This is a genomic window from Nocardiopsis sp. iso_186, assembly GCF_056173365.1.
Map to the genome: position 1 here is coordinate 3,298,198 of NZ_CM149670.1, position 23,088 is coordinate 3,321,285.

A 23,088-nucleotide genomic window follows, 5' to 3' on the forward strand; every position below is an offset into this window, starting at 1 on the left:
ACCCCCGTGCGCCTCGACGACGCCGCGCAGCGTTCGATTACCGACCTGTTGACCCGGCTGGAGTCCGGGGAGCAACTCGCGCGCGAGGACGTGCGGTCGGTCCTCGGCCCGGTTGACGAGACCCTTGCAGCTCAGGCGCAGCGCACGGCCGCACGGATCCGCCGGTTGCGCCGGCGCGACGGCGAGCTCTCCGCACTCATCGCCAGCACCCGCGACCTGGTGGAGGTCCGCGACGTGCAGGCGCTGCTGAAACGGCTCGTGGACCGGGCCCACGACCTGGTGGGCACCGACGTCACCTACATGTCGGTCTACGACGAGCGCAGCAACGAGCTGTTCGTCCGGGCGAGCCGGGGCACCGTCTCCAGCCGGTTCCACGGGCTGCGCGTACCGGCGGGCGTGGGGATCGCCAGTCGGGTCGTGCAGACCATGGCCCCCCAATGGACCGCCGACTACGGGACCGACGACGACTTCGACCGCGACCCGGAGATCGACGCGGCCATCGTCGAGGAACACCTGCGGTCCCTGCTGGGCGTGCCGATGTCGGCGAACGGGGAGATCCTGGGCGTGCTGTTCGCCGCGGACCGTTCCGCGCGCGCCTTCGCCGGCGACGAGATCGCCCTGCTGACGGCGTTCGCCGACCACGCCGCCATCATCTTGCACACCGCCCGCCTGTTCTCCGCGGTGACCGAGGCGGCGGACCGCGCCGAGGAGGCCCAGGCCCGCGCCGAACACCACGTCGAGGCGATGAGCGCCTCTGCACGGGTGCACGAGCGCCTCACCGCGCTGGTGCTGTCCGGGCACGGACCGCGCGAGGTGGCCGCGACCCTCGCCGAGTCGCTGGGGCGGGCCGTGGCCATCGCCGATCGGGAGAACCGGCTGGTGGCGGCGACCACCGACGAGGTCAACCGGTGGTGGCGGCAGGGACGGTTGATCGCGCCGGCCGCCGAGGCGGTCAAACGCAGCCGGGCCTCCGGGCACTGCGCAGACGTGGGGGCGCGAGGGCTGGATGTGGTCTGCGCGGCCATCGCCGGGTCCGCGCTGCTCGGGCTGCTGCTCGTCGGCGAGGGGCCGACCCCCCTCACCGACGTCGAGCGGCGCACCGTCGAACGTTCCGGGCAGATCGTCGCGCTGTTGACCATGCAGCGCGACGCGCTGACCGACGCGGAGGAGCGGGTACGGGGCGAACTGGCCCTGGACCTGGTGTCGGGGACCGCCGACATGGCTGCGCTCGAACGCCGGGCCGCGGTTCGGGGAATCGTCCTGGACCAACCGTGGTCCGGAGTCGCGGTCCCCGCCCCCGACTCCTCCCGCCACCCCCTGCTGCGCACACTCTCCGCGGGGAGTCAGCCGTGGCTGATCGCCACGCAGAGCGAAGGCGTGAGCGTGCTCGTGCCCAGCGCCGATCCGCGGGCCGCCGCCGTGGAGGTACGGCAGCGCTGGCGCGCGACCGGGGGCGGGCCGCTCATCGCCGTGGGTTCCCGGGTCGGGGCGCCCACGGAGATCGCCGACGTCTTGTCCGAGGCGTGGGAGTGCGCGGCGTTCCTGCCCGCACTGGGCATGGCCGACGGCGCGTTCCACGTCAACGACTATGCGCCCTACCTGGCCATGTTCGGTACCGACGGCGCCCGGGCCCTGGCCTACGTGGAGCGGATGATCGGCCCCGTGCTCGCCTGGGACGCCCGCAACCGCACCGGCCTGACCGAGACGGTGGCCGCCTACGCCGACAGTGGAGGCAGCGTCGCACGCACCGCGCGGGTCCTGTACGTGCACCCCAACACCGTCAAGCAGCGGCTGGAGCGGGTGACGTCGCTGCTGGGCGGTGAGTGGAAAACCGGGGACCCGCTGTTCCGCGTCGCCGTGGCCGCCCGGCTGCACCGTCTTCGCTCCACTGCGGATCGGACATGGTGAGCCCTCGATTGGTGTCCGATCCGGACATGTCGCCTGGATCACTCCCACTGCTTACATGGACGGATTCGCAGTGACGCAGCACACATCGCGGCGTCCGTTTCATGGGAGACAGCCACCGTGGCCACCAGCAGCAGGTTGACCGGTTTTCGCAAGCTCGGCGTTCACGAACGACGCGCGGCCGTCGTGCGGGAGAGCGGCCTGGACCCCGACGTGTTCGCGGCCCTGGACCCGGACGGGCTGAGCGTGGACGCCGCCGGCCACATGATCGAGAACGTCGTCGGGGTCATGGGCGTCCCCGTGGGGATCGCCACCAACTTCACCGTCAACGGGCGCGACGTCCTGGTGCCGATGGCCACCGAGGAGCCCTCCGTGGTGGCCGCCGCCAGCAACGCCGCGCGCATCGCGCGCGTCCTGGGCGGTTTCACCACCAGCAGCACCGGGCCGGTGATGCAGGCCCAGATCCAGGTGGTGGACGTGGTCAACCCGCGTGCCGCCCGTCTGCGCGTGCTGGAGGCCCGCGACGAGCTGATCGCCCTGGCCGCAGCACAGGACCCCAAGCTCGCCGAGGTGGGCGGCGGGGTACTGGACCTGACCGTGCGCATCGTCGAGGCCCCGGCCCACACCTACGTGGTGGCGCACCTCGTCGTGGACGTACGTGACGCGATGGGCGCCAACGCGGTCAACACCATGGCCGAGGCGGTGTCGGAGCGGCTCGCCCAGATCGCCGGCGGCCGAGCGGTCCTTCGCATCCTGACCAACAAGGCCGACCTGCGGTTGAGCAGGGCACGCGCGGTCCTGGACTCCGAAGCCCTGGGCGGACCGGCGATCGTGGCCGACATCGTCCACGCCTACCAGTTGGCCGCAGCCGACCCCTACCGCGCGGCCACCCACAACAAGGGCATCATGAACGGCGTATCCGCCGTGGTGCTGGCAACGGGCAACGACACCCGCGCCGTGGAGGCGGGCGCCCACTCCCACGCGGTGGGCGCGGCCGGCCACTACGCATCACTGTCCGCCTTCGAGGAGGACGCGGACGGCAATATCGTGGCGACCCTGGAACTGCCGATGCCGGTGGGCCTGGTCGGCGGAGCCACCAAGACCCATCCCGCGGCGCGTGCCGCCATCGCCGTCACCGAGGTCACCTCCGCACGCGAACTCGGCGAACTGATCACCGCGGTCGGCCTGGCGCAGAACATCGCCGCGGTGCGGGCCCTGGCAGGAGAAGGCATCCAGCGCGGGCACATGTCGCTGCACGCCAAGAACCTCGCCCTCGCCGTGGGCGCCCAGGGCGACGAGATCGACCGGGTCGTCGCGGTCCTCATCACGGAGAAGGCGTTCCGGCACGACCGCGCCGAGGCCGTCCTGGCCGAACTGCGGGAGCACTGATGGCCCCGGGACTGCCCATGCCCGTACCCCAGGCCGGACTTCCCGACCGCGTACGCGTCTACGAGGTGGGGCCGCGCGACGGGCTCCAGGCGGAGGCGGCCGTCCTGGGCGCGGACGTCAAGGTGGAACTGATCCGGCGCCTGGTGGCCGCCGGGCTGCGGGCCGTGGAGGTGACGAGTTTCGTTGACCCCGCCCGGGTCCCGCAGATGGCCGACGCCGCAACCGTGCTCGGTGCGCTGGAGCGCACCGACGGCGTGCGGCACCCGGTGCTCGTCCCCAACCTGCGGGGGCTGGACGACGCACTGGCCGCGGGCGCCGACGAGGTCGCCGTCTTCCTCAGCGTCACCGAATCGTTCTCCCGAGCGAACCTGGGCCGTTCCCGCACCGAGGCAACGGCCGCGGCCGCACGGGTGGTGGAGCGGGCGGGCAAGGAGGGCATCCCTGTCCGGGGCTATCTCTCGATGGTCTTCGGCGACCCCTGGGAGGGGCCGGTCCCGGTCGCCGATGCGGTGGCGGCCGCACGCGGACTGCGGGACATGGGGGTGACGTCGATCTCCCTGGGCGACACGATCGGCGTCGCCACACCCGGACACGTCAAGGCACTCGTCACCGCGCTGGAGGGCGCGGGGGTCCCGGCGGACGACCTGGCCCTGCACGCCCACGACACTTACGGGCAGGCGCTCGCCAACGTCTACGCCGCAATCGAATCCGGGGTCAGCGAGTTCGACTCCTCCGTCGGCGGGCTCGGCGGCTGCCCCTTCGCCCGCACCGCGACCGGCAACCTGGCCACCGAGGACCTCGTGTGGATGCTGCACGGGCTCGGCATCGCGACCGGGGTCAACCTCGACTCCCTCGTCCACACCAGCACCTGGCTGGCCACGCACCTGGGACGGCCCAGCCCCTCCCGGGTGGTCGCCGCCCTCAGCGAACGGAACTGACCATGTCCAACCTGTTGGAGATCTGGGGCGACACCGTCAACTCCAGACACACCGTCGGCGCGATCGCCCTGGGAATCGGTACCGCCACCCCCCTCTATCTGGGTGCCGACTACTTCTTCTCCCGAATCGCCGATCCGTCCCTGGCGGGCTCCTACGCCCTGTTGACCGGACTGGCGGGCTGCCTGATCGCCGGATTCATCGGGGCCCGGCTGTTCGAGCCCAAGCGGGTGGTGACCGAGCAGGACTCGGGCAACGAGGGCCGCGCCGCGGCCATGGACGCCATCGAGGCCGAGTACGGCCCCCTGGGCGACCCCGCCGAACTGCCCGAGCCCGTCCGGGAAGAGATCCGCGCGCTCGGACTCTACGACGACCTGCGCGCGCAGCACGAACGCCACCTCAAGGAGGCCACCCCATGAGTCCGGACCTGCTCACCGACGCCTCGTGGGCCCTGGGCATGGGCCTGCTCGGCGCCGTCGTCTTCGCCCTCATCGGTCTGGTCTCGGGGACCGACGAAACCGCCACGGTCGCGCCGTTGACCCTGCTCGTGGTGCTGTTGGGCGTCCCGGCCGCCGGGGTGTTCACCTTCTTCATGGCGGGGATCGTCGCCAAGCACATCACGCACGCCATTCCCACCGCGCTGCTCGGCATCCCCGGCGACACCATGGCGGTGCCGATGCTGCGCGACGCGCAGATGCTGCGCGACCTGGGCGTGCCGCACATCGCACTGCGCAAGGCCATCTCCGGCGGCGTCATCGCCGCGTTCATCTCGGTGCCGCTGGCCGTGCTCTTCGCGTGGCTGCTCAGTCCCTTCGCCGACCAGATCGGCAAGGCCGCCCCCTGGATCTTCGTGGCCGCCGCGGTACTGATCGCCTACACCTCCAAGGGCCGGCTGGCAGCAGTGCTGGCCCTGGTGCCCTTCGTCCTGCTGATCGTGGGCCTCCAGACGTTCGTCTCCCAGACGACGGGGGGATCGTTGTCGATCAGCTTCTTCCTGGGCATCGCCACCGGCCCGCTGATCGCGGACCTGTTCACCGCGCTGTCCCCGGCCGGGCGCACGACACTGCGCCGCGACTCCCGGCGCAGCTTCGACCTGGCGCCGGACACCCGTACCTGGACGGGGCGCGTCCCCAACCCGCTCAAGGTGCTGGACCGCAAGCAGATCGCCTACACCAGCGCCGCGGCCGGGGTCTCCAGCGCGACGTTCGTGTTCTCCCCCGTGGCGATGACCGTGCTCATGGGTGAGGTCGCCGGGGCGCGCATCAAGAACGGCTACCACCGCCTCACCTCGGTCATGTCGGTGCGCAACGGCACCACCGAGTCCACCTACATCGCCGAAACGCTGATCCCGTTGATCGCGTTGGGGCTGCCCCTGTCGCCGATGGCCGCGGGGCCGGCGGCACCGCTGTTCAACGCTCCCCCGGTGTATACGGTCAACGCCGAGACCGGGCAGACCAACAACCTGCACAACCTGCTCTCGGGCGGGGAGTTCCTGGTCTACGGCCTGTTGGGCGTGGCCCTGGCCGCGATCATCGCCTACCCGTTCGCGATGACCTACGCCCACCGCGCGGCCTCCTTCGTGATGCGCAAGGTCTCGCACGAGGCCATCATCGGCGCCTTCGCCGGCCTCATCATGGTGATCTGCCTGTACGAGGGCGGACTGCTCGCCGTGGGTGTCGCTCTCACGGTCGGCCTGGTCGGGGGGCTGCTCAACAAGGTGTTCAACGTGCATACCGGTGTCCAGTTCATGGGCTTCTACGTCGCGGTCCTCACCGTCCCGCAGGTCCTCGCGCTGATCGGCTGACCTCCGGACCGCCGAGGCGGCGCCCCTCGGGCGGGTGGGTCGCGACCCACCCGCCCGTCGCGTGTCCGCTCCCGGGGGTGTACGCATCTCCGCCGCAGGCCGCCACGAGCACGGGCGAAGAGCCGGCCGTGACGGGAGGGGCACCGCCCCCCCCCCCCCGCAGTGCGGGAAGCCCATGAGAGCAGAGGCCGCAGGCAGTACCCGCCCCGAACCGCGAACCCACCCCCGGAAGTCACTTTTTGTTTTACTATGCAAACTCAAAGTGATAATCACAGGTGGGAGCCTCCCGCGCGAATACCATCAACCCCGACAGAACCGCATGCGTCTCAGTTTCCCGACCGTCGCGGCCGGAGCGAGCACCTCCGGCCCGTCGTCGGGAGCACCCGCATCCACTGCCGCCGGAGGCAGCGGACACACCGGTTTCGTCCCCTCGGCTTCCCCTTTCTTCCCCTCGACTTCCCCGCGTGGCATCCACGAGGACGAACACCCGGTTTCACTTTGCCCCGGGGCGACACGGGGCCGGCGTGAACCTTTCCGGACACACCGACGACCTCTCAAGGAGTTCACGTGCCCGCTCTCGAACGCCACGATGACGTCTTCGTCCTGGACCTCGGGGACACCGAGAACCGCCTGCACCCCGACTGGGTCGTCTCGGTTGACACCATGCTGGACGAGGTGGAGAGGGCCGAAGGACCACGCGCGTTGGTGACCACGGCAAGGGGCAAGTTCTATTCCACGGGCCTGGACCTCGACTGGCTGCTGGCCCACCCCGAACAGCATCCGGCCTACGTCCTCAGCGTCCACCGCCTCCTCGCCAGAATGCTGTCCCTCCCGGTCATCACCGTGGCCGCCCTGCAAGGCCATGCGTTCGGCGGGGGCGCCATGTTCTCCCTGGCCCACGACTTCCGCGTGATGCGCGCCGACCGCGGCTACTGGTGCCTGCCCGAGATCGACATCGACATCGCGTTCACCCCGGGCATATCCGCACTGATCCAGGCGAAACTCTCCTCGCGAACAGCGCACACCGCCATGATCACGGCCCGCCGCTACGGCGGGCACGAAGCACTCGACGCGGCCATCGTCAACCACGCGGTGGCCGAGGACTCTGTGCGCGACACAGCGCTGGAACTCGCCCGACCCCAGACCGCGAAGGCAGGTCCGACCCTTGCCACCGTGAAGGCCCGAATGTACGCACCGGCGTTGCAGATCCTGCGGGACAGCGGTGCACCCGTCAGTTGAAGCCGGACCACCGCGCCTCTCGGCCCGGCTCAGCCGCCCCCTCTGCTCACCCCCAGGAAGGACAGCGCGGCCGGCACCGGGGCCCGGGGCCGCCCGCAACCCGGATGCGGGCCGACTGCTCACTCCGCACGCCCGGGCATCGGGCAAGGGGCGGACAGGCCGCCCTGCTTCGCCTCACCTGCCCGTGCTGGCGATCTGCAGAAGGTTGCCGCACGTGTCGTCCAACACCGCGGTCGTCACGGGCCCCATCTCCGTGGGGGGTTGCGTGAACTGCACGCCGAGTTCGACGAGTCGCCGGTACTCGGCCCGGACGTCGGTCACCGCGAAAGAAGTGAAGGGGATGCCGTCGGCCGCAAGCGCCTCCTTGAAGGGACCGACGGCGGGGTGGCCGTCCGGTTCGAGGACGAGTTGGGGACCGTCCGGCTGCTCCGGGGAGGCAACCGTCAGCCACCGTGCCTCCCCCATCGGAACGTCCTGCTGCTTCACGAATCCGAGGACGTCGGTGTAGAACGCGAGCGCCCGGTCCTGGTCGTCAACGAACACACTGGCGAGGTTAATCCGCATGATTGTTCTCCTCGGGTCGGGGCCATCTGCTGATGATCAGCTGCAAAGGTGCGGTGTCCAGGAAGTGGTACTTGTAGCGGCCACGGCGCTCGGTGCGCACGAGTCCGGCATCCTCGAGGATCTCCAGATGCTGGGAGATCGCCTGCCGCGACGACGCCAGCCCGTGCCCGACCGCGAGGCGGCCGCAGATCTCGAACAGCGTCTGCTCGTCCCGCTCGGCGAGCTCGTCGAGGATCGCGCGCCTGGTCTCATCGGCGATGGCCTTGAAGACGTCTCCCACGCGCACACCATACGCAAGCATTTACTTGCACGTCAATCAACGGAACCTTCCCCTGAATAAAGACGGGTTCTTTGGCATCCGACCTGTACTTCTGCGCTTCTGATCGACTCGTTCCCGTTTACGGCGCGCCGTGGAGGTAGAGGAGGAGGAAGACGGAGCAGTGTGGGTAGCGTGCTCTCTGCAGCACCCGGTCACGGTGTCCGAGCAGAGGGAAAAGGGGCGGCGATGGGGGATCGTTCGAGAACCACCGGGATAGACGCCTATCCCCGGCTTTTCGCCCAAATGGCGAGGGACCTGCTCTCCCAGGAGTCGGTCGAGGACATCCTGGAATCGATCACGGCGCTGGCGGTGACCACCGTGGAAGGATGCGAGGAAGCAGGGGTCCTTCTGGTGAACCGCAACGACCACACCTTCTCGACCCCGGCCGCCACCAGCGACCTGGTCCGTGAATCCGACCGCGCGCAGTTCGAATGCGACGAGGGGCCATGCCTGGACGCCGCCCGCCACCAGCAGAGCTTCTACGTCGAGGACATGGCCAACGAGACCCGTTGGCCCCTCTACCGGCCCCGCGCCATCGAGTTGGGCGTGGGTTCGATGATGGGCTTCGAGCTGTTCACGTACAAGGGCGCGCTCGGCGCACTGGACCTCTACTCGTCCCGTCCTCGGGCTTTCGACGAGCATTCGCGGGAGATCGGCTGGGTCTTCGCCTCGCACGCGGCGGTTGCCGTGGCCGCCTCCCAGCGCGAGGCCACGCTGCAGGAGGGATACGCCACCCGCCAGGAGATCGGGGAGGCCGTGGGCATCCTGATGGAGCGCCACCGCCTCACGAGCGCCGCAGCGTTCGAGCTGCTCAAAAAAGCCTCCATGAACACCAATACCAAGCTCCGTGAGATCGCCCGCCGCATCACCCGCAGCGGGGAGAAACCCGGCTGACCCGGACCGCACAGGCGTCGGCCGGGGACCGGGCCCGGGCGGTTTTGGGACGCGGAGCCCGACAGCGCCGAACGCCCTTACCGCGGAGCCGGTGGGGAGAAGGCCCTGGTGCTGTGCCGGATCAGCTCCCGAAGCGCCGGGCCGGGCGATGCCTTCCAGACCAGCGCGAGTACCGCGGGGGTGGTGGCGTCGTCGATGGCAAGGGCCCTCAGCCGCCCCTTGTGGCCGGTGATCATCGATGCGCACAGGACCGCGACACCGAGTCCGCGGACGGCGAGGGCGGCCACGGCGTCGGGGGAACCGGCCTGGAGCGCAACGGCGGGCTTCAGCCCCTGGGCCGCGCAGGTCAGGTCGAACACGGTCCGAATACCCGTGCCGGTGGGCAGACACATGATCGGATAGGCGCAGATGTCGGCGAGACCGACACTCGGCCGACGCGCCAAGGGGTGCCCCGGGGGGACCACCGCGACGAGCGGTTCACTGATGATCGCCAGCGCGTCCAGCCCCGGAGGCGGCTCGGCGGCCGTGCCGATGAGCGCCAGGTCCACGGCACCGGAGCGCACGCTTTCGACGAGGCGATCGGAGTCGTCCTCGACCAGGACGATCTCCACCCCGGGATGGGCGAGGTGGAACGCCGCGAGGGCATCGAACAGCGGAGTGACCGTGCATCCGATGACCATTCCGACGACGAGACGTCCCCGGATCAGCGCGGAGACCTCCTCGACGGCCTGCCGTACCGCATCCGCCGCGGCAAGCGCGGCGCGGGCGTGTTCGAGCGCGGCCCGTCCCGCCACCGTCAACGTGGCCGTGCGACCGGAGCGGTCGATGAGCGGGGCACCGAGCTCTCGTTCGAGTTGGCGGATCTGGGCGCTGACCCCTGACTGACTGATGTGCACGCGTTCGGCAGCCCGGGTGAAGCCGGCTTCCTCGGCGACCGCGACGAAGTACTCCAGCTGCCTCAGTTCCATAACCAGAAATTCTAGTTCCCAGCAGAGTTATCTGTTGGACTTCTTTTGCCGTTCGATTCATGCTGGACAGCGTTGACGTGGTGTTTCACTGAAAGGAAGTCACGTGTCGGACCTGAAGAAGGCACTACGGGAGAAGGCACTGCGGCCGGAGGACCTGACCCGGCTGTTCGTGGAGCGCTCCAACGCCGGGGACGCCGTGGGCGTCGCGGAACTCTACGAGGAGGACGCCGTCATGGCCTACCCGCCGGGCGGTCGGACAGTAGGGCGCGCGGCCATCGAGGAGCTGTGGGCGTCGGTGCTGGCCGACGCGCCGAGGTTCGAGCCAGAAGCACCGCTTCCGACGCTGATCAGCGGCGATATCGCGCTGACCTCCACACCGCCGCGCGACGGCGCGGGCGCGCGTGCGCAGGTGGCCCGGCGACAACCCGACGGCAGCTGGTTGCGGCTGCTCGACCAGCCCGAATTCATCCCGCCCGCACACTGATCGACCGTTGCGGCGCACACGTCTTTGCCGCAGCGGGGTCCTGCCTACTGGGCGCTCCATGTCCGGGCGCGGGCCCGAACGGCGCCGGTGGCGCCGACCATCACCGCCGAGGCTGCCAGGCAGTACCCGCCGAGCACCGCCACCTGCCCCGGATAGCTCACCCCTGCGTCGATCAGCAGCCCTGCGGCGCCGGGGCCGGCAGCGGAAACGAACACCAGGACGACCGTGACCACCGAACGGATTCCGCCGAGGTGGCGCACCCCGTAGACCTCGGGCCACACCGCACCGAACACGGTGAGCGAAAGCCCATTGGTGACGCCGTACAGCGCCATGAAGACGAAAACGCTCCAGGACTGGCCGACCGCGGCGAGCACGAGCAGCCCACAGCCCAACGGCAGCAGGTAGACCGGCACCATCCGCAGCGCGGTGAACCGGTCCACCAGGTGCCCGCCCACCAGGTTCGCACCGACGGTCGCGGCGGCGTAGACGGTGAACGCCGAAGCGAAGAGCGCGGAATCCCACCCGCGCAGTCCTCCCAGGTAGAGCTGGTGGAAGAAGACGGTGTTACCGATCAGTGCCGGGGCGGCCAGCGCAGCTGCGAGGAGCGGAAAATAGGGGTCGCGCAGCGCCTCCCCACGGGTCCAGTGGCGGACGGAACGCGGAGGCGACCCGTCCGCACGGGCACCGGGGCCGGGCCGATCGCCCAACAGGGACGCCGCCGGCCACAGCGAGAGCAGCAACGCGACGGCGGCCAGCCACCATGCCTGGCGCCACTCCGTTACGGTCACCACCACGACCACCAGGGGCAGCAGCGCCTCTCCCGTGTTGAGGCCCAGGGTCGCCACCGTGGTCGCACGGCCCCGTTCCCGGTCGAACCACCGCCCCATCAGGGTGAAGGACGTGTGGGCCAGCATCCCCTGCCCGAAAAGGCGCAAAACGAAGAGGGCGAGGAGCAGGAGCAGGAGGTGGGTCGCCAGTGCCATCGTCACAGCGCCGAGCACGAGTGCCCCGATCGCCACGAGCACGACCGTTGACGCGCGATAGCGGTTGACCACGGCGCCCAGCCGGGTCAGCGACAGTGCCCCGACGAGGGTCGCCACCATGAAGAGCGCGCCGAACTCCCCGTGGGAGAGGCCGTGTTCGGCGCGGATGTCGTCGGCGAAGAACGAGATGAAGAACGTCTGTCCGAACGACGACAGGAAGAAGAGCAGGAATCCGCCGCTGAGCCTCCTTCGGTTGGCGTGCACGAAATCGAGGTAGGTGGGCATCGTGAGTCGGTCTTCTCGGTCGGCTGCTCGCCATGGCGCGTGCTCCCCGCCAGGGCGCGCAGGGCGCGGCCGACGGCGAGCGGGACGACGGCTTCCGGGAGCGGGGCGGGCACCGGGGCGGTCCTGCGTGTGCTGTCCGTGAAAAGGGCAGGGGCGTTCGGGCCCGGGAGGTCACCCGGCGTCGGCGACCGCGGCTGCGAAAGCGACGTGGTTGGTCGCCCAGTTCACGTCACGGTGTGCTGCCATCATCTGCAGGTCGCGCCAGTGGCGCGACAGCACCGCGTCCTCGGTGTGCGCCGCGGTGCCGGCGAGTCCCACCAGGCGTTGGACGGCGGCGACACACAATCGGGCGAGGTAGGCACGGTCGCGTCTGAGTATGCCTGTCTCCATGGGTGAGAGCGTGCGTCGGCGCATCCCCGCCGTGTGCAGGACGGACCCGATGGAGTCGTACAGGTGCCGCGCGCAGGCCAGTTCCGCCGCGCTTTCGGCGATCCCCGCCTGGACGGTGGGCACCCCGATCCTCCCGGCTGCCCGCACCGAGTCGAGGTACTCGTCGTAGGCGCCTTCCGCGCAGCCGAGGATCGGGCCGATGACGGCGCTGTTGACGTATTCGATGAACGCGACCTCCATGAGGTAGCCCTCGTCACCGGGCAGTTCGGGGGTGCGTTGCGCGAAGCACGCGTCAAGCGGGTAGGCCGACTCCTCGGGGACGAGGACGTCGTCCAGGATCGCCCCTTTCGACCCCGTACCGGCCATCCCGGCCACCTGCCAGGTGTCCGACACGCGCACCCGGTCGGTTCGTACCGGGATGAAGTACCGGCCCGTCTCCGGGGAGTCGTCGCGGACACCGCTGAGGATGAGCCAACTGGCGTGGTCGATCCCCGAACAGAAGCGCCATTCGCCGTCGATGCGCACCCCGCCCGCCTCGCGGGTGATCGTGCCGTCACGGGTGACCGATGCGGTGGCGAACAGTTGGCGGGCACCCGCGGCGAAGAGCACCTCCGCCAGCGGAGGGGGGAAGCGGCTCGCAACCCCGGCGTGGCAGCCGACCACACCGATCGTCCACCCCGTCGAGGGGCACGCGCGGGCCGCGCGCCGGGCCGCCTCGGCAAGGGTCGGCCAGGACGATCCCAGACCGCCGTAACGGACCGCGGTGACGATCTGCAGGAGCTCTGCGTCGAACAGCTCCTCCAGCGTCTGCGCGGGCAGGACGGCGTCCCTGGCGGTCCTGGCGGCGCGTTCCCGCCAGCGAGGGGCCAGTGCGTTGACCCGCTCGGCTATGTCCCGTTGGAGCAGATTCTCTGCCACAGTGCGTCCTCCTGTTCACGTCCCCCCAGGGGGCGGACGACCGGCGCCTCGCAGCAGAACCGGTCGGGGATGATCGGTTGTCCGGAGACCTCGATGAACGCGCGCATCTTCTCGGCACTGTTGGACGCGGCCACCTCGGAGAAGTTCGTGCCGTTCCAGACGAGGAAGACGTAGTCGAAGAACGGGCGAAGCGCCTCGGTCAACGCTTCCAGGGTCACCTGCCCGCTGCTCATCCGCCCCAGCATCTGCCGACGCTTCCACTCGATCTCTTCGGGCGAGAAGTAGAGGGCCTTGTGGACCTCGTCCTTGACTGCCTCGCGACGTGCGTACTCGGCCGGGTCGGGGTGGTCGAACTTCTCCAGGAAGAAGGCGATTGCGTCGGGCCGGAGGAAGTCGGCGACGTGCGCGACCTGCCTGGCCCGGTCCTTTCCGTAGAACTGGAACGCCGCGGTCTCGTAGAAGAAGTTGACGCCGTCGCGGAAGGGCCGGTACTCCTCGCGCTCGGCGAGCGTCGCGGTGCCCAGTTCGAAGAGGGAGCCGGGGAAGTAGCGGGAGGCGGCCGGATCGGCGAACGTATGGAACCACGGCTCGTTGGCGCGGTTGGGCGAGGAGGTCAGCGTCGTGATCCGCCCTTGGGACACCGCCGCGAGCGTGCGCCCGTTGGTGCCGTCGAAGGCGTCGCCCTCGTAGAAGGTCAGGCCGCGCCCTTCCTGCTCGGACCACCGCTCGGCCAGGCGTGACAGTGCGGTGCCGACCCTGGCCATTTCCTCCAGGATTCCCGGGACGCTGGCGAGGAAGTGCTGGAAGAGGGGGCCGGAACGCCTGACCATCCGGTCCTGGTAGTCGAGCACGGACCGGTCGTGGGTGCGGTCCCTGACGGTGGAGCGGACAGGGCCGGCGGGAATCTGCCTGCGGCCGGTGGCCAGGGAGTCGAACTCCGCGGTGAGGGCGATCATCGCCGACGTCTCGACGTAGTCGTGGAGGGGGCCGCGTGCGGGCGGCGTCTCAGCGGTCATCCTGTGCACCGTTTCGCCGGTCGGATTCGGACGCTTCCAGGCCGCGGACCAGGGCACGCTTGTCGGTCTTGCCCGAGTCGGTCAGGGGCAGCACGTCATGGAAGACGACCCGGGCGGGCACCATGTGCCAGTCGAGCGTGCGTGCGCAGTGCTCGACGATCGCCTCCGGATCGGCCGCTGCCCCCTCGTCCAGGACGACGCAGGCCACAGGGACGCTGCCGGCGAGCTCGTCGGCGAGCGGGACGACCGCGCAGTCGGCCACGCCGGGGAACGCGCGCACCCGTGCCTCGACCTCCTGGGGGTCAACCTTGACCATCGCCCGTGCGAAGAGCTCGTCGCGCCGCGCCACCCAGTAGAGGAAGCCGTCCCGGTCCTTTCGGAAGAGGTCGCCGGTGAAGAAGACCTTCGCCTCTCCGAAGACATTCCGCTTGAGGACGCGGGAGGTCAGCTCCGGGTCGCGCCAGTAGCCCTGGGTGACGAGGTCGCCGGCGACCGCGAGCTCCCCCACGGTGTCGTGCCCGGTGACGAGGCGGCCGTCGTCGTCCACGAGGTAGGTGCGGACCTCCGGCAGTGGCAGCCCGACGGAGGTGGGGCGCCTGTCGGCCTCCTCGGGAGGAAGGTAGGCGACCCGCTTGCACTCGCTGAGGCCGTACATGGAGTGGATCAGGACGTCGGGGAACGCCTTGCGCAACCGCGCGATGTGCTCGGGCGGCAGCCGTTGTCCGCTGCTGGAGATGTAGCGGACCGAGGGGAGTGCGTAACGGTGCAGGTCGTCCGCACGGCACAGGTGCGCCAGCACGGGAGGGAAGGCGTGCAGGGCGGTGACCTGCTCGCGGTTGATGAGTTCGATCAGCTCGTGCGGACGCACGGGCATGGCGGGGAACGCGACGACCCGGCCGCCGAAGCTCAGCGGCATCATGACGTTGTGGAAGCCGAAGTCGGAACCGATGGGGGTGAAGGTGAGGACGGCGTCGTCGGCGGTGTTCTTCTGGTGGGCCGTGACGGCCCGGAAGGCGGCGTCCATGTTCTCGTGGCTGGTCGCCACCCCCTTGGGCGCCCCGCTGGAACCCGACGTGTAGAAGAGTGCGGCCAGCGAGCCCTCCAGCGGGATCTGGGCGTCGGCGCTCCGGGGGGAGGCGAGTGGTCGGGAGCGGACCAGCGTGCGCGGTGCGGACCGGCCGGTGTCAACCGGCAGCACCGCGTCGAGCGGGGTCTCGTCGAACACCCCGCTGAAAGTGTCGGGCCGGCCGGTGATCAGGAACGCGGCCTCGGTCTCGTTGATCTGATGGCAGAGTTTCCTTCTGCTGAACGACGGGTGGGTGGTGACCAGGACGCACCCGGCCTTGAGGATGCCGATGACGGCGGCGATGGTCTGCACCGACAGTTCCGCGTAGAGCGCCACCCGGTCGCCGGCCACGGCCCCGCGCCCGACCAGGGCCGTGCGGTGACGCTCGGCCAGGGCGTCGAGCTCGCCGTAGGAGACGTCGCGGCCGGCGAGGGTGACCGCCGTTCGCCCCGGGAAGGTCGCGGCGTTGCGCTCGAAGCGGGCGTGGAATCTCAACGGTGCACCGCCTGAGTCGGAGGGCCGGTTGCCGGGCATCAGTAGGAGGACGCCTCCAGCGAATCGAGGAGATGGCGCTCCGTCCCCTCCAACGCGGGGGCGAAGACGCTCAACAGGACGAGGTCCTGGCCGGAGTCGGCACGGAGGTGGTGGCGGTCGTTCTCTTCCAGGGCGTACAGCACGCCCGGGACGATGCGGTGGACGGTGCCGTGGGAGTCCTCGATGGTCCCGGCCCCCGAGAGGCAGAAACACGCCTCCAGGTGCGAGCGGTACTGCAGGTGCGACGTGGTACCCGCGCGCACCACCGTGTAGCAGACCGAGAAGCCGGTGTTGTCGGTGGCGGTGAGCAGCCGCAGACTGGTGCCGTTGCCCCAGTCAACGTCGAATTTCGTGCCGGCCACATCGGCGAGCGAACGAACGAGCATTACAGCACTCCACAGCGTACGGCGGCCATTGCCAACTATCGGGGCGGAACTTCCGGCCAGTCGATTTGTTCGAGCAGACCGCGAATACCGGAAAGGGACGCCATCCACACCGGAAAGAGCATACCCAAGACCCCGAACCCGGGCAATGGAATACCCCAATCAACGGGAAACCGCAGGCCATGCACGATGCAAACAATGCGCGGCACTAAAACGACATGACTTCTCGGACCGCTTGGACCATTGGGATTATTCCTACCTCCGCCAAGCATTTCTACCAGCCAAAACCATCCCACCTGCGAAAAAGTTCAATACCGGAAGCCCTCAACCAATCCGAAGACCGGGAACCCCGACGCAGTCCGGTCCGGTTGTTCGAATACCGAAGGCCGGTCACTCGCGTCCGACCGTCCACGGGTTTTTCTTCCTGAGGCGGAGGCCACTCCCGGCCACACCGAAAGAGGGATGCCGCCCCCTTCTTCCCCTTGGGACAATTGGCTCCCCCGAAGGAAAAACCGACCTTCTCGGACTCCCCAATTCATGCATCGGTAAGGACGTGGGCGAGGGGACTTCATTCGCGACCGGGTCGAATGGCGGCGCCTCCCCCGCAAAAACGCCCTTCGGTCCACCGGACCGGTCCCCCGACAACGACCGCGCCGTTCACCGCCGGCCGCGAGGCGCGGCCCTGGGAGGGGTGGCGCCCCTTGCCAATCGGGGACACGCATCCCATGCGACCTGCTGCCGACATGCCCGGAGGGCATGCGCCGACAGTTCCCGGCAACGGTTCGCGGGCAACGGTGCGGCGGAGACGGAGGGCCCACAGCATGCTCCTGGAGCAGATGCGCGGAACCGCCCCTCCCGCCGACGAGCCGAGCCCCCCGGGCGGGCGGCGGTCCCCGGTCGTGCGGACCTCTTCCACGCCCCCGCGCGGTACGTCTCCGGAGAACGAACGACCCAGGCCACCGACTCATCGGCGGAGAGGTTACGACGGGAAAGGCGGTTCCCGACCCCGGTCCGCCCAGTTCTTCCACCGAACCGCCACCTTTGCATCGTAGATCTTTGACTGGGGGGGCGGCTGACACCTCATTGCCGGCATCGGGGCGAATGGACCGGCCCCGCACACGCTCGACCCGTCACCGCTTCCACCGGAAGTCCCGACCGTGATGTGCCGGTACCGACGAGGACCGGCCGATCGTCCCGTGTTGGTCGGCCGGGAGTAAAAACATGCGCCCCGGGTAGTCTGACCACGTGGAGCGCTGGGTACACGCGCCCCTGTTTGTCGCCCAGCGGGTGCGGATGTTAGAGAGCAGCCTCCGCGCTGGGGCTTGCCGTTCCGTGCGCAATGTTAGGAAGCAGCGTTGACGCCGGGGCCGCGCGCCCTCTCGCGGGAAGCCCCCTCCTCACCCCCGTTCGCACGGGAGCCCGCTCCCCGGCACCGCCCGGACTCCTTCCCCCGCACCGGATGCAGGTCACGGCGGGCAATGTGTAAGACCCTCTCACTCGGGAATCAGGGGGACGACGACTCGTCCGCCGAACCGCCCAGCGATGCACCGACGGATCCGGGAGAAGCCGGCCCCGGCTGCACCGTCCCCCGGGGAGGAACCATGACAGCTGACGCCGTACCCGAGAACGAGCGGGCCACGAGGGACCACGACCGCATCCGCGAGCTGGAGGCCCAGGTCGACAACCTCACCGCCGCGTTGAGGACACGCGGCGACATCGGCCAGGCGGTCGGCATCACCATGGCGGTCCGGCAGTGCGGCGCCGAACAGGCACTGGACATCCTCAAGAGCGCGTCCCAACACACCAACACCAAGGTCCACGACATCGCCGCGGCCCTGGCCCAGAGCGTGAAGGCTCCCGTTCCCGTGGACGCCTCGCGTTCCATCCGCCACGCGCTGCACATCGTCCTCAGGACCCCGCAGCTGAATCCCGTTCAACACCCGGCGCCCGCCGGTGTTCCCGACCACAGGACCGCCCGCCGCACCGCCCCCGTCGACGAGGAGTCGCGGGCACACTGGTAGGCCGCGCAGGAGTTCCCTCCGGACGCACGATTGGCGGGGCGTGCCCGACCGGATGGGGGTTCCGGTGTCGGAACGACCCCTTGCGGCGGGACGCCGGTCGAGTCCGCGCACGACCAACCGGGGCCCAGACGCACGGCCGGGCGGATACGCCGCCCGGCCTCCTTGGGCGCGACCGGCCGGACATGCTGCTGATCGCGGCAGCCTGTCGCCGTGGGGCACGCCCACCCACTGCCCAAGGGTCTCCAGGGTGACGAAAAGTGCTCCCCCGACGGGAATGCCGCGCCCTGCCCCCCGGTTGGAACACGCATGCCTGAAACCATGAAGGTCGATATCTGGTCGGACGTGCAGTGCCCCTGGTGCTACGTCGGGAAGCGCCGGTTCGAGGAGGGGGTGGCCCTGTTCGGCGGTGCGGTCGAGGTCGAGTACCACAGCTTCGAACTCGCCCCCGACACCCCCGTTGACTACGAGGGCAGCACCGCGGACTTCCTCAGCGAGCACAAGTCCATCCCCCGGGAGCAGGCGGAGCAGATGCTGGCGCAGATGACGACCGTGGCGGCCGGGGTGGGCCTGGACTTCCACTACGAGGACGTGCACCAGACCAACACCGTGAAGGCGCACGAGCTGCTGCACTACGCCAAGGCGCGGGGGCGGCAGCTGGAGATGAAGGAGCGGCTGCTCAAGGCGTACTTCGTCAACGGCCGCCACGTGGGGCGGATCGAGGACCTCGCCGATCTCGCCGCCGAGATCGGCCTGGACCGCGAGGACGTGGTCCGCTCCCTCAGCGGCAGCGAGTACCTGGCCGCTGTGCGGGCGGACGTGGCCCAGGCCCAGCAGTACGGCATCCAGGGCGTTCCGTTCTTCGTGATCGACGGGGTGTACGGGGTGTCGGGCGCCCAGGAGCCCGCGACGTTCGTCAAAGCCCTGGAGACGGCGCGCGCGGAGCGGGAGGCTGCGGCCAATGGCTGACGGGGCGGGCGCTCCCCCGGCCGTGACACCGCTGCGCTTCCTGGGCGATCCGGACGCGGCGGCCTGCGAGGGCGACCTCTGCCCGATGCCCACGACTGCCGGAACAGCTCCCTATGCGGTGGGGGCGGACAACCCGCCGGGAGGCGGACCGGCCGGCGACAACAACGGAGGCGCGCTCTCGGACGGGTGACGGAGCTCTTGTCCCTGTCCTTTCCAACGCTGTCTTCTTCTTTTTCGGCCCGTGTTGACCGGCGGCTCACGACTGCCCGGCCACACGGGCCGCCGCGTGTGCACGGGGCGGCCCCAGCAAAATCTCGGTACCGGCGGGAATCGGGTTGCCGGAATCCGGTGGGACTCGCGCAACCGGGCTCGTTTGCGCCGAAGGCCGAGTGGGCGGACGCACAGGCGGCCTCGGCTGAATCCGGTTGACGGTGTTGCGCGACCACGGCATCGCCCGGGAACCGACCGCACCCGCGATACGACCACCGAGCATCCGGGCAGAACTCCATTATTCATCCACGGGGTGCCTGTGAACGAACACGTCAATCATTTAACTAATTGGCAAACTCGCCAAGAGATTTACTCATAGACGAGTGCTGCTCGAAAAATCGCAGCAATCATCGTCCAATCGGGGGTCTCTGGCACGGGTTCCTCGATTACGTTTTCAAAGAAGCCTTCCATCGCCTCCGTCCAGCGCCCAGCGGAATCCATGAAAGAATCCGTCGTGGCGTTTTCCACTACGATATTTTCATCGCGAATCTTTTTCGCTAATTCTGTCAGAAAATGAGCAAGATCCTCTCTGCTTTGGATCTCGTTCAACTTTACATCGGGCCAATTCATGGAGCCCACTCTAGAGGGTCGAAGTAGTTGATCAAGATTGAGCGTCCTTTATTTTGAGCCGTGAACTTTCTTTCTTCGTTGGAGGCTTCTTCAGGAGTTGCCATGCGAAACGGCATCGGGACGCCCGGCTTTTGGAAAGCCACGAGCCTTCTGTTGTCGAGCGAGTGGATCTTCCCGCCTCTGACCGTCAGGCGCACCGTCGGGAGATCGCTCACCTTAAGGTATCCCGACCGCCATGCGGCGACTGTTTGCTCAATCGTCTCTCCGATGCCGAAACGAGGACCGACAGCATCCTGGTGGAATCGCACCAATTTCGGGTCGATTGTTCTACCATAATTGTGCACTAGGACTGGGTTGCTTCCGGCCAGTGAGCCTCTTCCAACCTGGCGCGTGGCTGGGCCGACGCCCTGGTGACGGGCATGAAGAAAGCTCCTGGTAGACGGGTTCACGACCAAGATCACCAGTCCGCCAGGAGCTCTCCCCTCACCGCCGCCGAAGCCCGGCAACTTCTCCAGGCAGCCAACGGCGACCGGCTCCACGCCCTGTACGAACTCGCTCTGCGCGCCAGGCTCCGCAAGGGCGAACTCCTCGGCCTCCACTGAGAAGACCTCGACCTCGACGGCGGCACCGCCAGCATCAACCGCTCGCTCCAGCGGACCCGCAGCCAGGGGCTGGCCGTCCTGAACACGAAGACCCTGGCCTCCGAGCGGCACATCGCCCTCCCCACCGAATGCATCAGCTCTCTCAAGATCCACCAGGAACGGCAGGAGGAAGAGCGCCAGGCGACCGGAACGGGCTGGACAGACAACGGGCTCGTTCACCACCCCGAACGGCAGGCCGCTCGACCCCACCAACCTCACCCGCCGCTTTCGCCGCCTCCTCCACGGCGCAGGACTCCGGACTATTCGCTTCCACGATCTTCGGCACTCGACCGCCACTCTGCTCCTGAAGCAAGGCGTCGATCTCGTCGTCATCAAGGAACTCCTCGGCCACGCCCGCATCGGCGTCACCGCCGGCGTCTACGCCCACGTCCGACTCCGCCTCCAACGCCAAGCCATCGACACCCTGGGCAACGCCCTCAGCCCGACCGACGGCGACCGTGACGCCCCACCCACCGCAGCAGTCGTCCGCTGAGGTTGCCGTCAGCGTTGCCGTCAAACGCCACAGGAGCCCCACCGGAATTTCCTTCCGACGGGGCTCCTCGATTCCCTCAGATCTCTTATCGGGACACTTTACGGGCTCATAGATCCCTGACCTGATTCCCCATTGCCGTGGACCGAAAACAGGGCGCTCTCAATCGCATCACGAAGATACGGACGCGCGTTTCCTGCGTCAGCCTTTCCCAGCAGGATCGGAAGGAATTCTGAATTCGGGTATCCATCTCCCTCAGCATCCTTCATAGCCCACACTTGCAGCCAGATGGCGATCATCATCTCGTTGCAAGCTCGGGCTTGTTGCAGTGCATCCGAACTTGCCTCCGAGAAAATGAAGCGCGCCGATATCCCCATCCGGTGCCCCAAGGCGAGCAGGAACACTTCCTTGGACTCCGACTCCAGGACCGCAAGCACTCGATCTCGAATATTCATTGATCCATGTTCCAGAAATCCTCGTCCGTCATTGGTCAACTACTGCCGTAGGGCTCGCGAGGCAAGGAGTGAACATCGTACCCGCGATCCCGCAGGACCTTAATCCGAGTGTTTCCATTCGCGATCGTCCCGTCCGGCTTCGCTCTAAGCGCCTCTTTCGCCCCTGGCCTCAACGAAAAGAGGATATCTTCCGTGTCTTGCTTTCCCCAGAAGTCCAGCGAACTCTTATCGAGCGAGCTGTCAGGGTGCAACGACTTCAGAGGCGGATCACAAGGGCCGGAATTGTGAACCAGGACCGGCGTGGCGCCCGCCAGCACATGATAGGTGTGGATGTCGGCGATGGTGAGGTTGTGGACCCTCTGCTCACGAACGCTCCACTGTTTGACCTGTTCGATTTGGACCCACGTGTCCACCGGGGTGCGTAGCCACATTCCCTCGGCCAGCTCACCGGCCGCCACCCACTCGCCCCGATCGGCCACCCAGAACTCGTGGTTGTCGGTGGCCACCACCGGCTCCCCGACCACGCCCTGCGCGCCATCGGAGCCCTCCGATTCCTCCGCGCCCCTTTCGACGGGCGCGCCCAACGGATCGGGTGCCTTCTCGCTGGTGTCCTGAGTCGTTAGTTCGTTTGCGGTTGTAGGGTGGGGCGGTGCCTGGCCCGAAGCCGTTGCCGCTGGCGTTGTCCGATCACGAACGCAGGGTGCTGCGGGGCTGGTTGGGCAAGCAAACCTCCCCTCAGGCACTGGTGTTGCGGTCGCGGATCGTGCTGGAGTGCGCGCAGGGCCTGCCGAACGCGCAGGTCGCGGATGACCTGGGTGTCTCGCGGACCTGGTGGGCGTTCGGCCTCAAACCACACATCGTGGAGACCTAAAAGCTGTCAACCGACCTGCAGTTTGTGACCAAGGTCCGTGACGCGGTGGGTATTTACCTGTCGCCGCCGGAGAACGCCCTGGTCCTGGCGATGGACGAGAAGTCGCAGATACAAGCCCTGGACCGAACCCCGCTGGTGCTGCCGATGGCGCCGACCACGCCGGCGAAGATGACCGTCCGGCACGGCACCACCAGCCTGTTCGCCGCCCTGGACATCGCCTCCGGCTCGGTCATCGCCCAGCACTACCGCCGCCACCAAGAGTTTCTCCGCTTCCTGAAGGTCATCGACGCAGCCGTCCCCAAGCACCTCGAACTCCACCTCGTCCTGGACAACAACGCCACCCACAAGAGCGAGCCGGTCAAGAAATGGCTGCTGCGTCACCCCCGTTTCCACCTGCACTTCACCCCCACCTCCGTGTCCTGGCTCAACCTCGTCGAGCGATGGTTCGCCGAGCTGGCCTGCCGCAAACTCCGCCGCTCGGCCCACCGCAGCGTCGTCGAACTCGAACGCGACATCCGCGGCTGGATCAATGAGTGGAACAAGAACCCCAAGCCGTTCGTCTGGACGAAACCCGCCGACGACATCCTCGACACCCTCGCCTCATACCGCACACGAATCAACGACTCAGGACACTAGTGACTCAAAAAGGAAATCTATTTCTGATGCTTGATTGACTGGGTTTCTCGCCTCGATACTTCCCGAATCAATCACCGAGAAACCAGAGATAA

At 68.4% G+C, this 23,088-nt stretch carries 23 protein-coding genes and 2 pseudogenes; 13 read left to right on the forward strand and 12 right to left on the reverse strand.

From position 1 onward, the window contains the following. Positions 1 to 6 precede the first annotated feature (6 nt). The 6 genes from AC0VYP_RS14435 (at position 7) to AC0VYP_RS14460 (ending at position 7,272) form a co-directional block, all read left to right on the forward strand. On the forward strand, positions 7 to 1,908 hold the full coding sequence (locus tag AC0VYP_RS14435) for a helix-turn-helix domain-containing protein (protein ID WP_475470160.1): 1,902 nt from the start codon (positions 7 to 9) through the stop codon (positions 1,906 to 1,908). A 117-nt stretch (positions 1,909 to 2,025) separates the two neighbouring features. Continuing rightward, a complete protein-coding gene (locus AC0VYP_RS14440) occupies positions 2,026 to 3,294 on the forward strand; it encodes a hydroxymethylglutaryl-CoA reductase, degradative (RefSeq protein ID WP_475470162.1) in 1,269 nt (422 codons plus the stop codon). A gap of 17 nt (positions 3,295 to 3,311) precedes the next feature. Beyond that, the gene (locus tag AC0VYP_RS14445) at positions 3,312 to 4,232 is read left to right on the forward strand and encodes a hydroxymethylglutaryl-CoA lyase (protein WP_475470163.1); all 921 of its coding nucleotides are present in this window, start codon (positions 3,312 to 3,314) and stop codon (positions 4,230 to 4,232) included. A gap of 2 nt (positions 4,233 to 4,234) precedes the next feature. Then, entirely contained in the window at positions 4,235 to 4,648 is a 414-nt protein-coding gene (locus AC0VYP_RS14450; protein ID WP_475470164.1) for a hypothetical protein, read from the forward strand. Next, positions 4,645 to 6,033: a tripartite tricarboxylate transporter permease gene (locus AC0VYP_RS14455; protein WP_475470166.1), complete on the forward strand. Its 1,389-nt coding sequence runs from the start codon at positions 4,645 to 4,647 to the stop codon at positions 6,031 to 6,033. Before AC0VYP_RS14450 ends, AC0VYP_RS14455 begins: the two co-directional genes overlap by 4 nt. A gap of 567 nt (positions 6,034 to 6,600) precedes the next feature. After that, a complete protein-coding gene (locus tag AC0VYP_RS14460; RefSeq protein ID WP_475470167.1) occupies positions 6,601 to 7,272 on the forward strand; it encodes an enoyl-CoA hydratase/isomerase family protein in 672 nt (223 codons plus the stop codon). Positions 7,273 to 7,446: 174 nt separating this feature from the next. On the opposite strand, the gene AC0VYP_RS14465 is transcribed toward AC0VYP_RS14460, so the two are convergent. Both AC0VYP_RS14465 and AC0VYP_RS14470 read right to left on the reverse strand, forming a co-directional pair. Further along, positions 7,447 to 7,836, reverse strand: a complete 390-nt coding sequence (locus tag AC0VYP_RS14465; RefSeq protein ID WP_285761776.1) for a VOC family protein — start codon at positions 7,834 to 7,836, stop codon at positions 7,447 to 7,449. Further along, on the reverse strand, positions 7,826 to 8,137 hold the full coding sequence (locus AC0VYP_RS14470) for an ArsR/SmtB family transcription factor (protein ID WP_475470169.1): 312 nt from the start codon (positions 8,135 to 8,137) through the stop codon (positions 7,826 to 7,828). The genes AC0VYP_RS14465 and AC0VYP_RS14470 overlap by 11 nt, the downstream gene beginning before the upstream one ends. Before the next feature lie 204 nt (positions 8,138 to 8,341). Here AC0VYP_RS14470 and AC0VYP_RS14475 point away from each other — a divergent pair, with 204 nt between their 5' ends. Further along, positions 8,342 to 9,049, forward strand: a complete 708-nt coding sequence (locus tag AC0VYP_RS14475; protein WP_475470171.1) for a GAF and ANTAR domain-containing protein — start codon at positions 8,342 to 8,344, stop codon at positions 9,047 to 9,049. Between the two features lie 77 nt (positions 9,050 to 9,126). Here AC0VYP_RS14475 and AC0VYP_RS14480 read toward each other — a convergent pair whose 3' ends face one another. Continuing rightward, positions 9,127 to 10,017 carry a LysR family transcriptional regulator gene (locus AC0VYP_RS14480; RefSeq protein WP_475470173.1) on the reverse strand — a complete coding sequence of 297 codons (891 nt, stop codon included), beginning with the start codon at positions 10,015 to 10,017 and terminating at the stop codon, positions 9,127 to 9,129. Positions 10,018 to 10,120: 103 nt separating this feature from the next. Between AC0VYP_RS14480 and AC0VYP_RS14485 the strand changes: the two genes are divergently transcribed. Then, entirely contained in the window at positions 10,121 to 10,501 is a 381-nt protein-coding gene (locus AC0VYP_RS14485) for a YybH family protein (RefSeq protein WP_285761780.1), read from the forward strand. Between the two features lie 44 nt (positions 10,502 to 10,545). On the opposite strand, the gene AC0VYP_RS14490 is transcribed toward AC0VYP_RS14485, so the two are convergent. The 5 genes from AC0VYP_RS14490 to AC0VYP_RS14510 all read right to left on the reverse strand — a co-directional run bounded on the left by AC0VYP_RS14490 (position 10,546) and on the right by AC0VYP_RS14510 (position 16,079). Continuing rightward, on the reverse strand, positions 10,546 to 11,769 hold the full coding sequence (locus AC0VYP_RS14490; RefSeq protein ID WP_475470175.1) for an MFS transporter: 1,224 nt from the start codon (positions 11,767 to 11,769) through the stop codon (positions 10,546 to 10,548). A gap of 171 nt (positions 11,770 to 11,940) precedes the next feature. Further along, entirely contained in the window at positions 11,941 to 13,077 is a 1,137-nt protein-coding gene (locus AC0VYP_RS14495) for an acyl-CoA dehydrogenase family protein (RefSeq protein ID WP_475470177.1), read from the reverse strand. Then, positions 13,047 to 14,093, reverse strand: coding sequence for a hypothetical protein (locus tag AC0VYP_RS14500; RefSeq protein ID WP_475470179.1), 1,047 nt, complete (start codon positions 14,091 to 14,093; stop codon positions 13,047 to 13,049). Before AC0VYP_RS14500 ends, AC0VYP_RS14495 begins: the two co-directional genes overlap by 31 nt. Beyond that, a complete protein-coding gene (locus AC0VYP_RS14505; protein ID WP_475470181.1) occupies positions 14,083 to 15,654 on the reverse strand; it encodes a class I adenylate-forming enzyme family protein in 1,572 nt (523 codons plus the stop codon). The genes AC0VYP_RS14500 and AC0VYP_RS14505 overlap by 11 nt, the downstream gene beginning before the upstream one ends. Positions 15,655 to 15,692: 38 nt before the next feature. After that, positions 15,693 to 16,079, reverse strand: a complete 387-nt coding sequence (locus tag AC0VYP_RS14510) for an ectoine synthase (protein WP_285761785.1) — start codon at positions 16,077 to 16,079, stop codon at positions 15,693 to 15,695. 1,598 nt (positions 16,080 to 17,677) lie between these two features. On the opposite strand from AC0VYP_RS14510, the gene AC0VYP_RS14515 reads away from it, so the two are divergent. The 3 genes from AC0VYP_RS14515 (at position 17,678) to AC0VYP_RS14525 (ending at position 19,253) form a co-directional block, all read left to right on the forward strand. Continuing rightward, complete coding sequence (locus AC0VYP_RS14515; RefSeq protein WP_475470183.1) at positions 17,678 to 18,097, forward strand: ANTAR domain-containing protein; 420 nt, start codon at positions 17,678 to 17,680, stop codon at positions 18,095 to 18,097. 306 nt (positions 18,098 to 18,403) lie between these two features. Beyond that, positions 18,404 to 19,063, forward strand: coding sequence for a DsbA family oxidoreductase (locus tag AC0VYP_RS14520; protein ID WP_475470184.1), 660 nt, complete (start codon positions 18,404 to 18,406; stop codon positions 19,061 to 19,063). After that, positions 19,056 to 19,253 carry a hypothetical protein gene (locus AC0VYP_RS14525; protein WP_285761788.1) on the forward strand — a complete coding sequence of 66 codons (198 nt, stop codon included), beginning with the start codon at positions 19,056 to 19,058 and terminating at the stop codon, positions 19,251 to 19,253. The genes AC0VYP_RS14520 and AC0VYP_RS14525 overlap by 8 nt, the downstream gene beginning before the upstream one ends. 389 nt (positions 19,254 to 19,642) lie before the next feature. Here AC0VYP_RS14525 and AC0VYP_RS14530 read toward each other — a convergent pair whose 3' ends face one another. Further along, a complete protein-coding gene (locus AC0VYP_RS14530) occupies positions 19,643 to 19,903 on the reverse strand; it encodes a DUF7660 family protein (protein WP_475470186.1) in 261 nt (86 codons plus the stop codon). Continuing rightward, positions 19,900 to 20,877, reverse strand: coding sequence for a hypothetical protein (locus tag AC0VYP_RS14535; protein WP_475470188.1), 978 nt, complete (start codon positions 20,875 to 20,877; stop codon positions 19,900 to 19,902). Before AC0VYP_RS14535 ends, AC0VYP_RS14530 begins: the two co-directional genes overlap by 4 nt. Here AC0VYP_RS14535 and AC0VYP_RS14540 point away from each other — a divergent pair. Then, positions 20,780 to 21,037: pseudogene (locus tag AC0VYP_RS14540) on the forward strand (tyrosine-type recombinase/integrase); the annotation flags it as partial. The gene AC0VYP_RS14535 and the pseudogene AC0VYP_RS14540 overlap by 98 nt on opposite strands. 98 nt (positions 21,038 to 21,135) lie before the next feature. Here AC0VYP_RS14540 and AC0VYP_RS14545 read toward each other — a convergent pair. Then, complete coding sequence (locus tag AC0VYP_RS14545) at positions 21,136 to 21,489, reverse strand: hypothetical protein (RefSeq protein WP_285761792.1); 354 nt, start codon at positions 21,487 to 21,489, stop codon at positions 21,136 to 21,138. Positions 21,490 to 21,524: 35 nt separating this feature from the next. Next, positions 21,525 to 21,995, reverse strand: coding sequence for a polymorphic toxin-type HINT domain-containing protein (locus AC0VYP_RS14550; protein ID WP_475470189.1), 471 nt, complete (start codon positions 21,993 to 21,995; stop codon positions 21,525 to 21,527). A 143-nt stretch (positions 21,996 to 22,138) separates the two neighbouring features. Between AC0VYP_RS14550 and AC0VYP_RS14555 the strand changes: the two are divergent. After that, positions 22,139 to 22,996 (forward strand): annotated as a pseudogene (locus AC0VYP_RS14555) (IS630 family transposase). Positions 22,997 to 23,088: the final 92 nt, after the last annotated feature.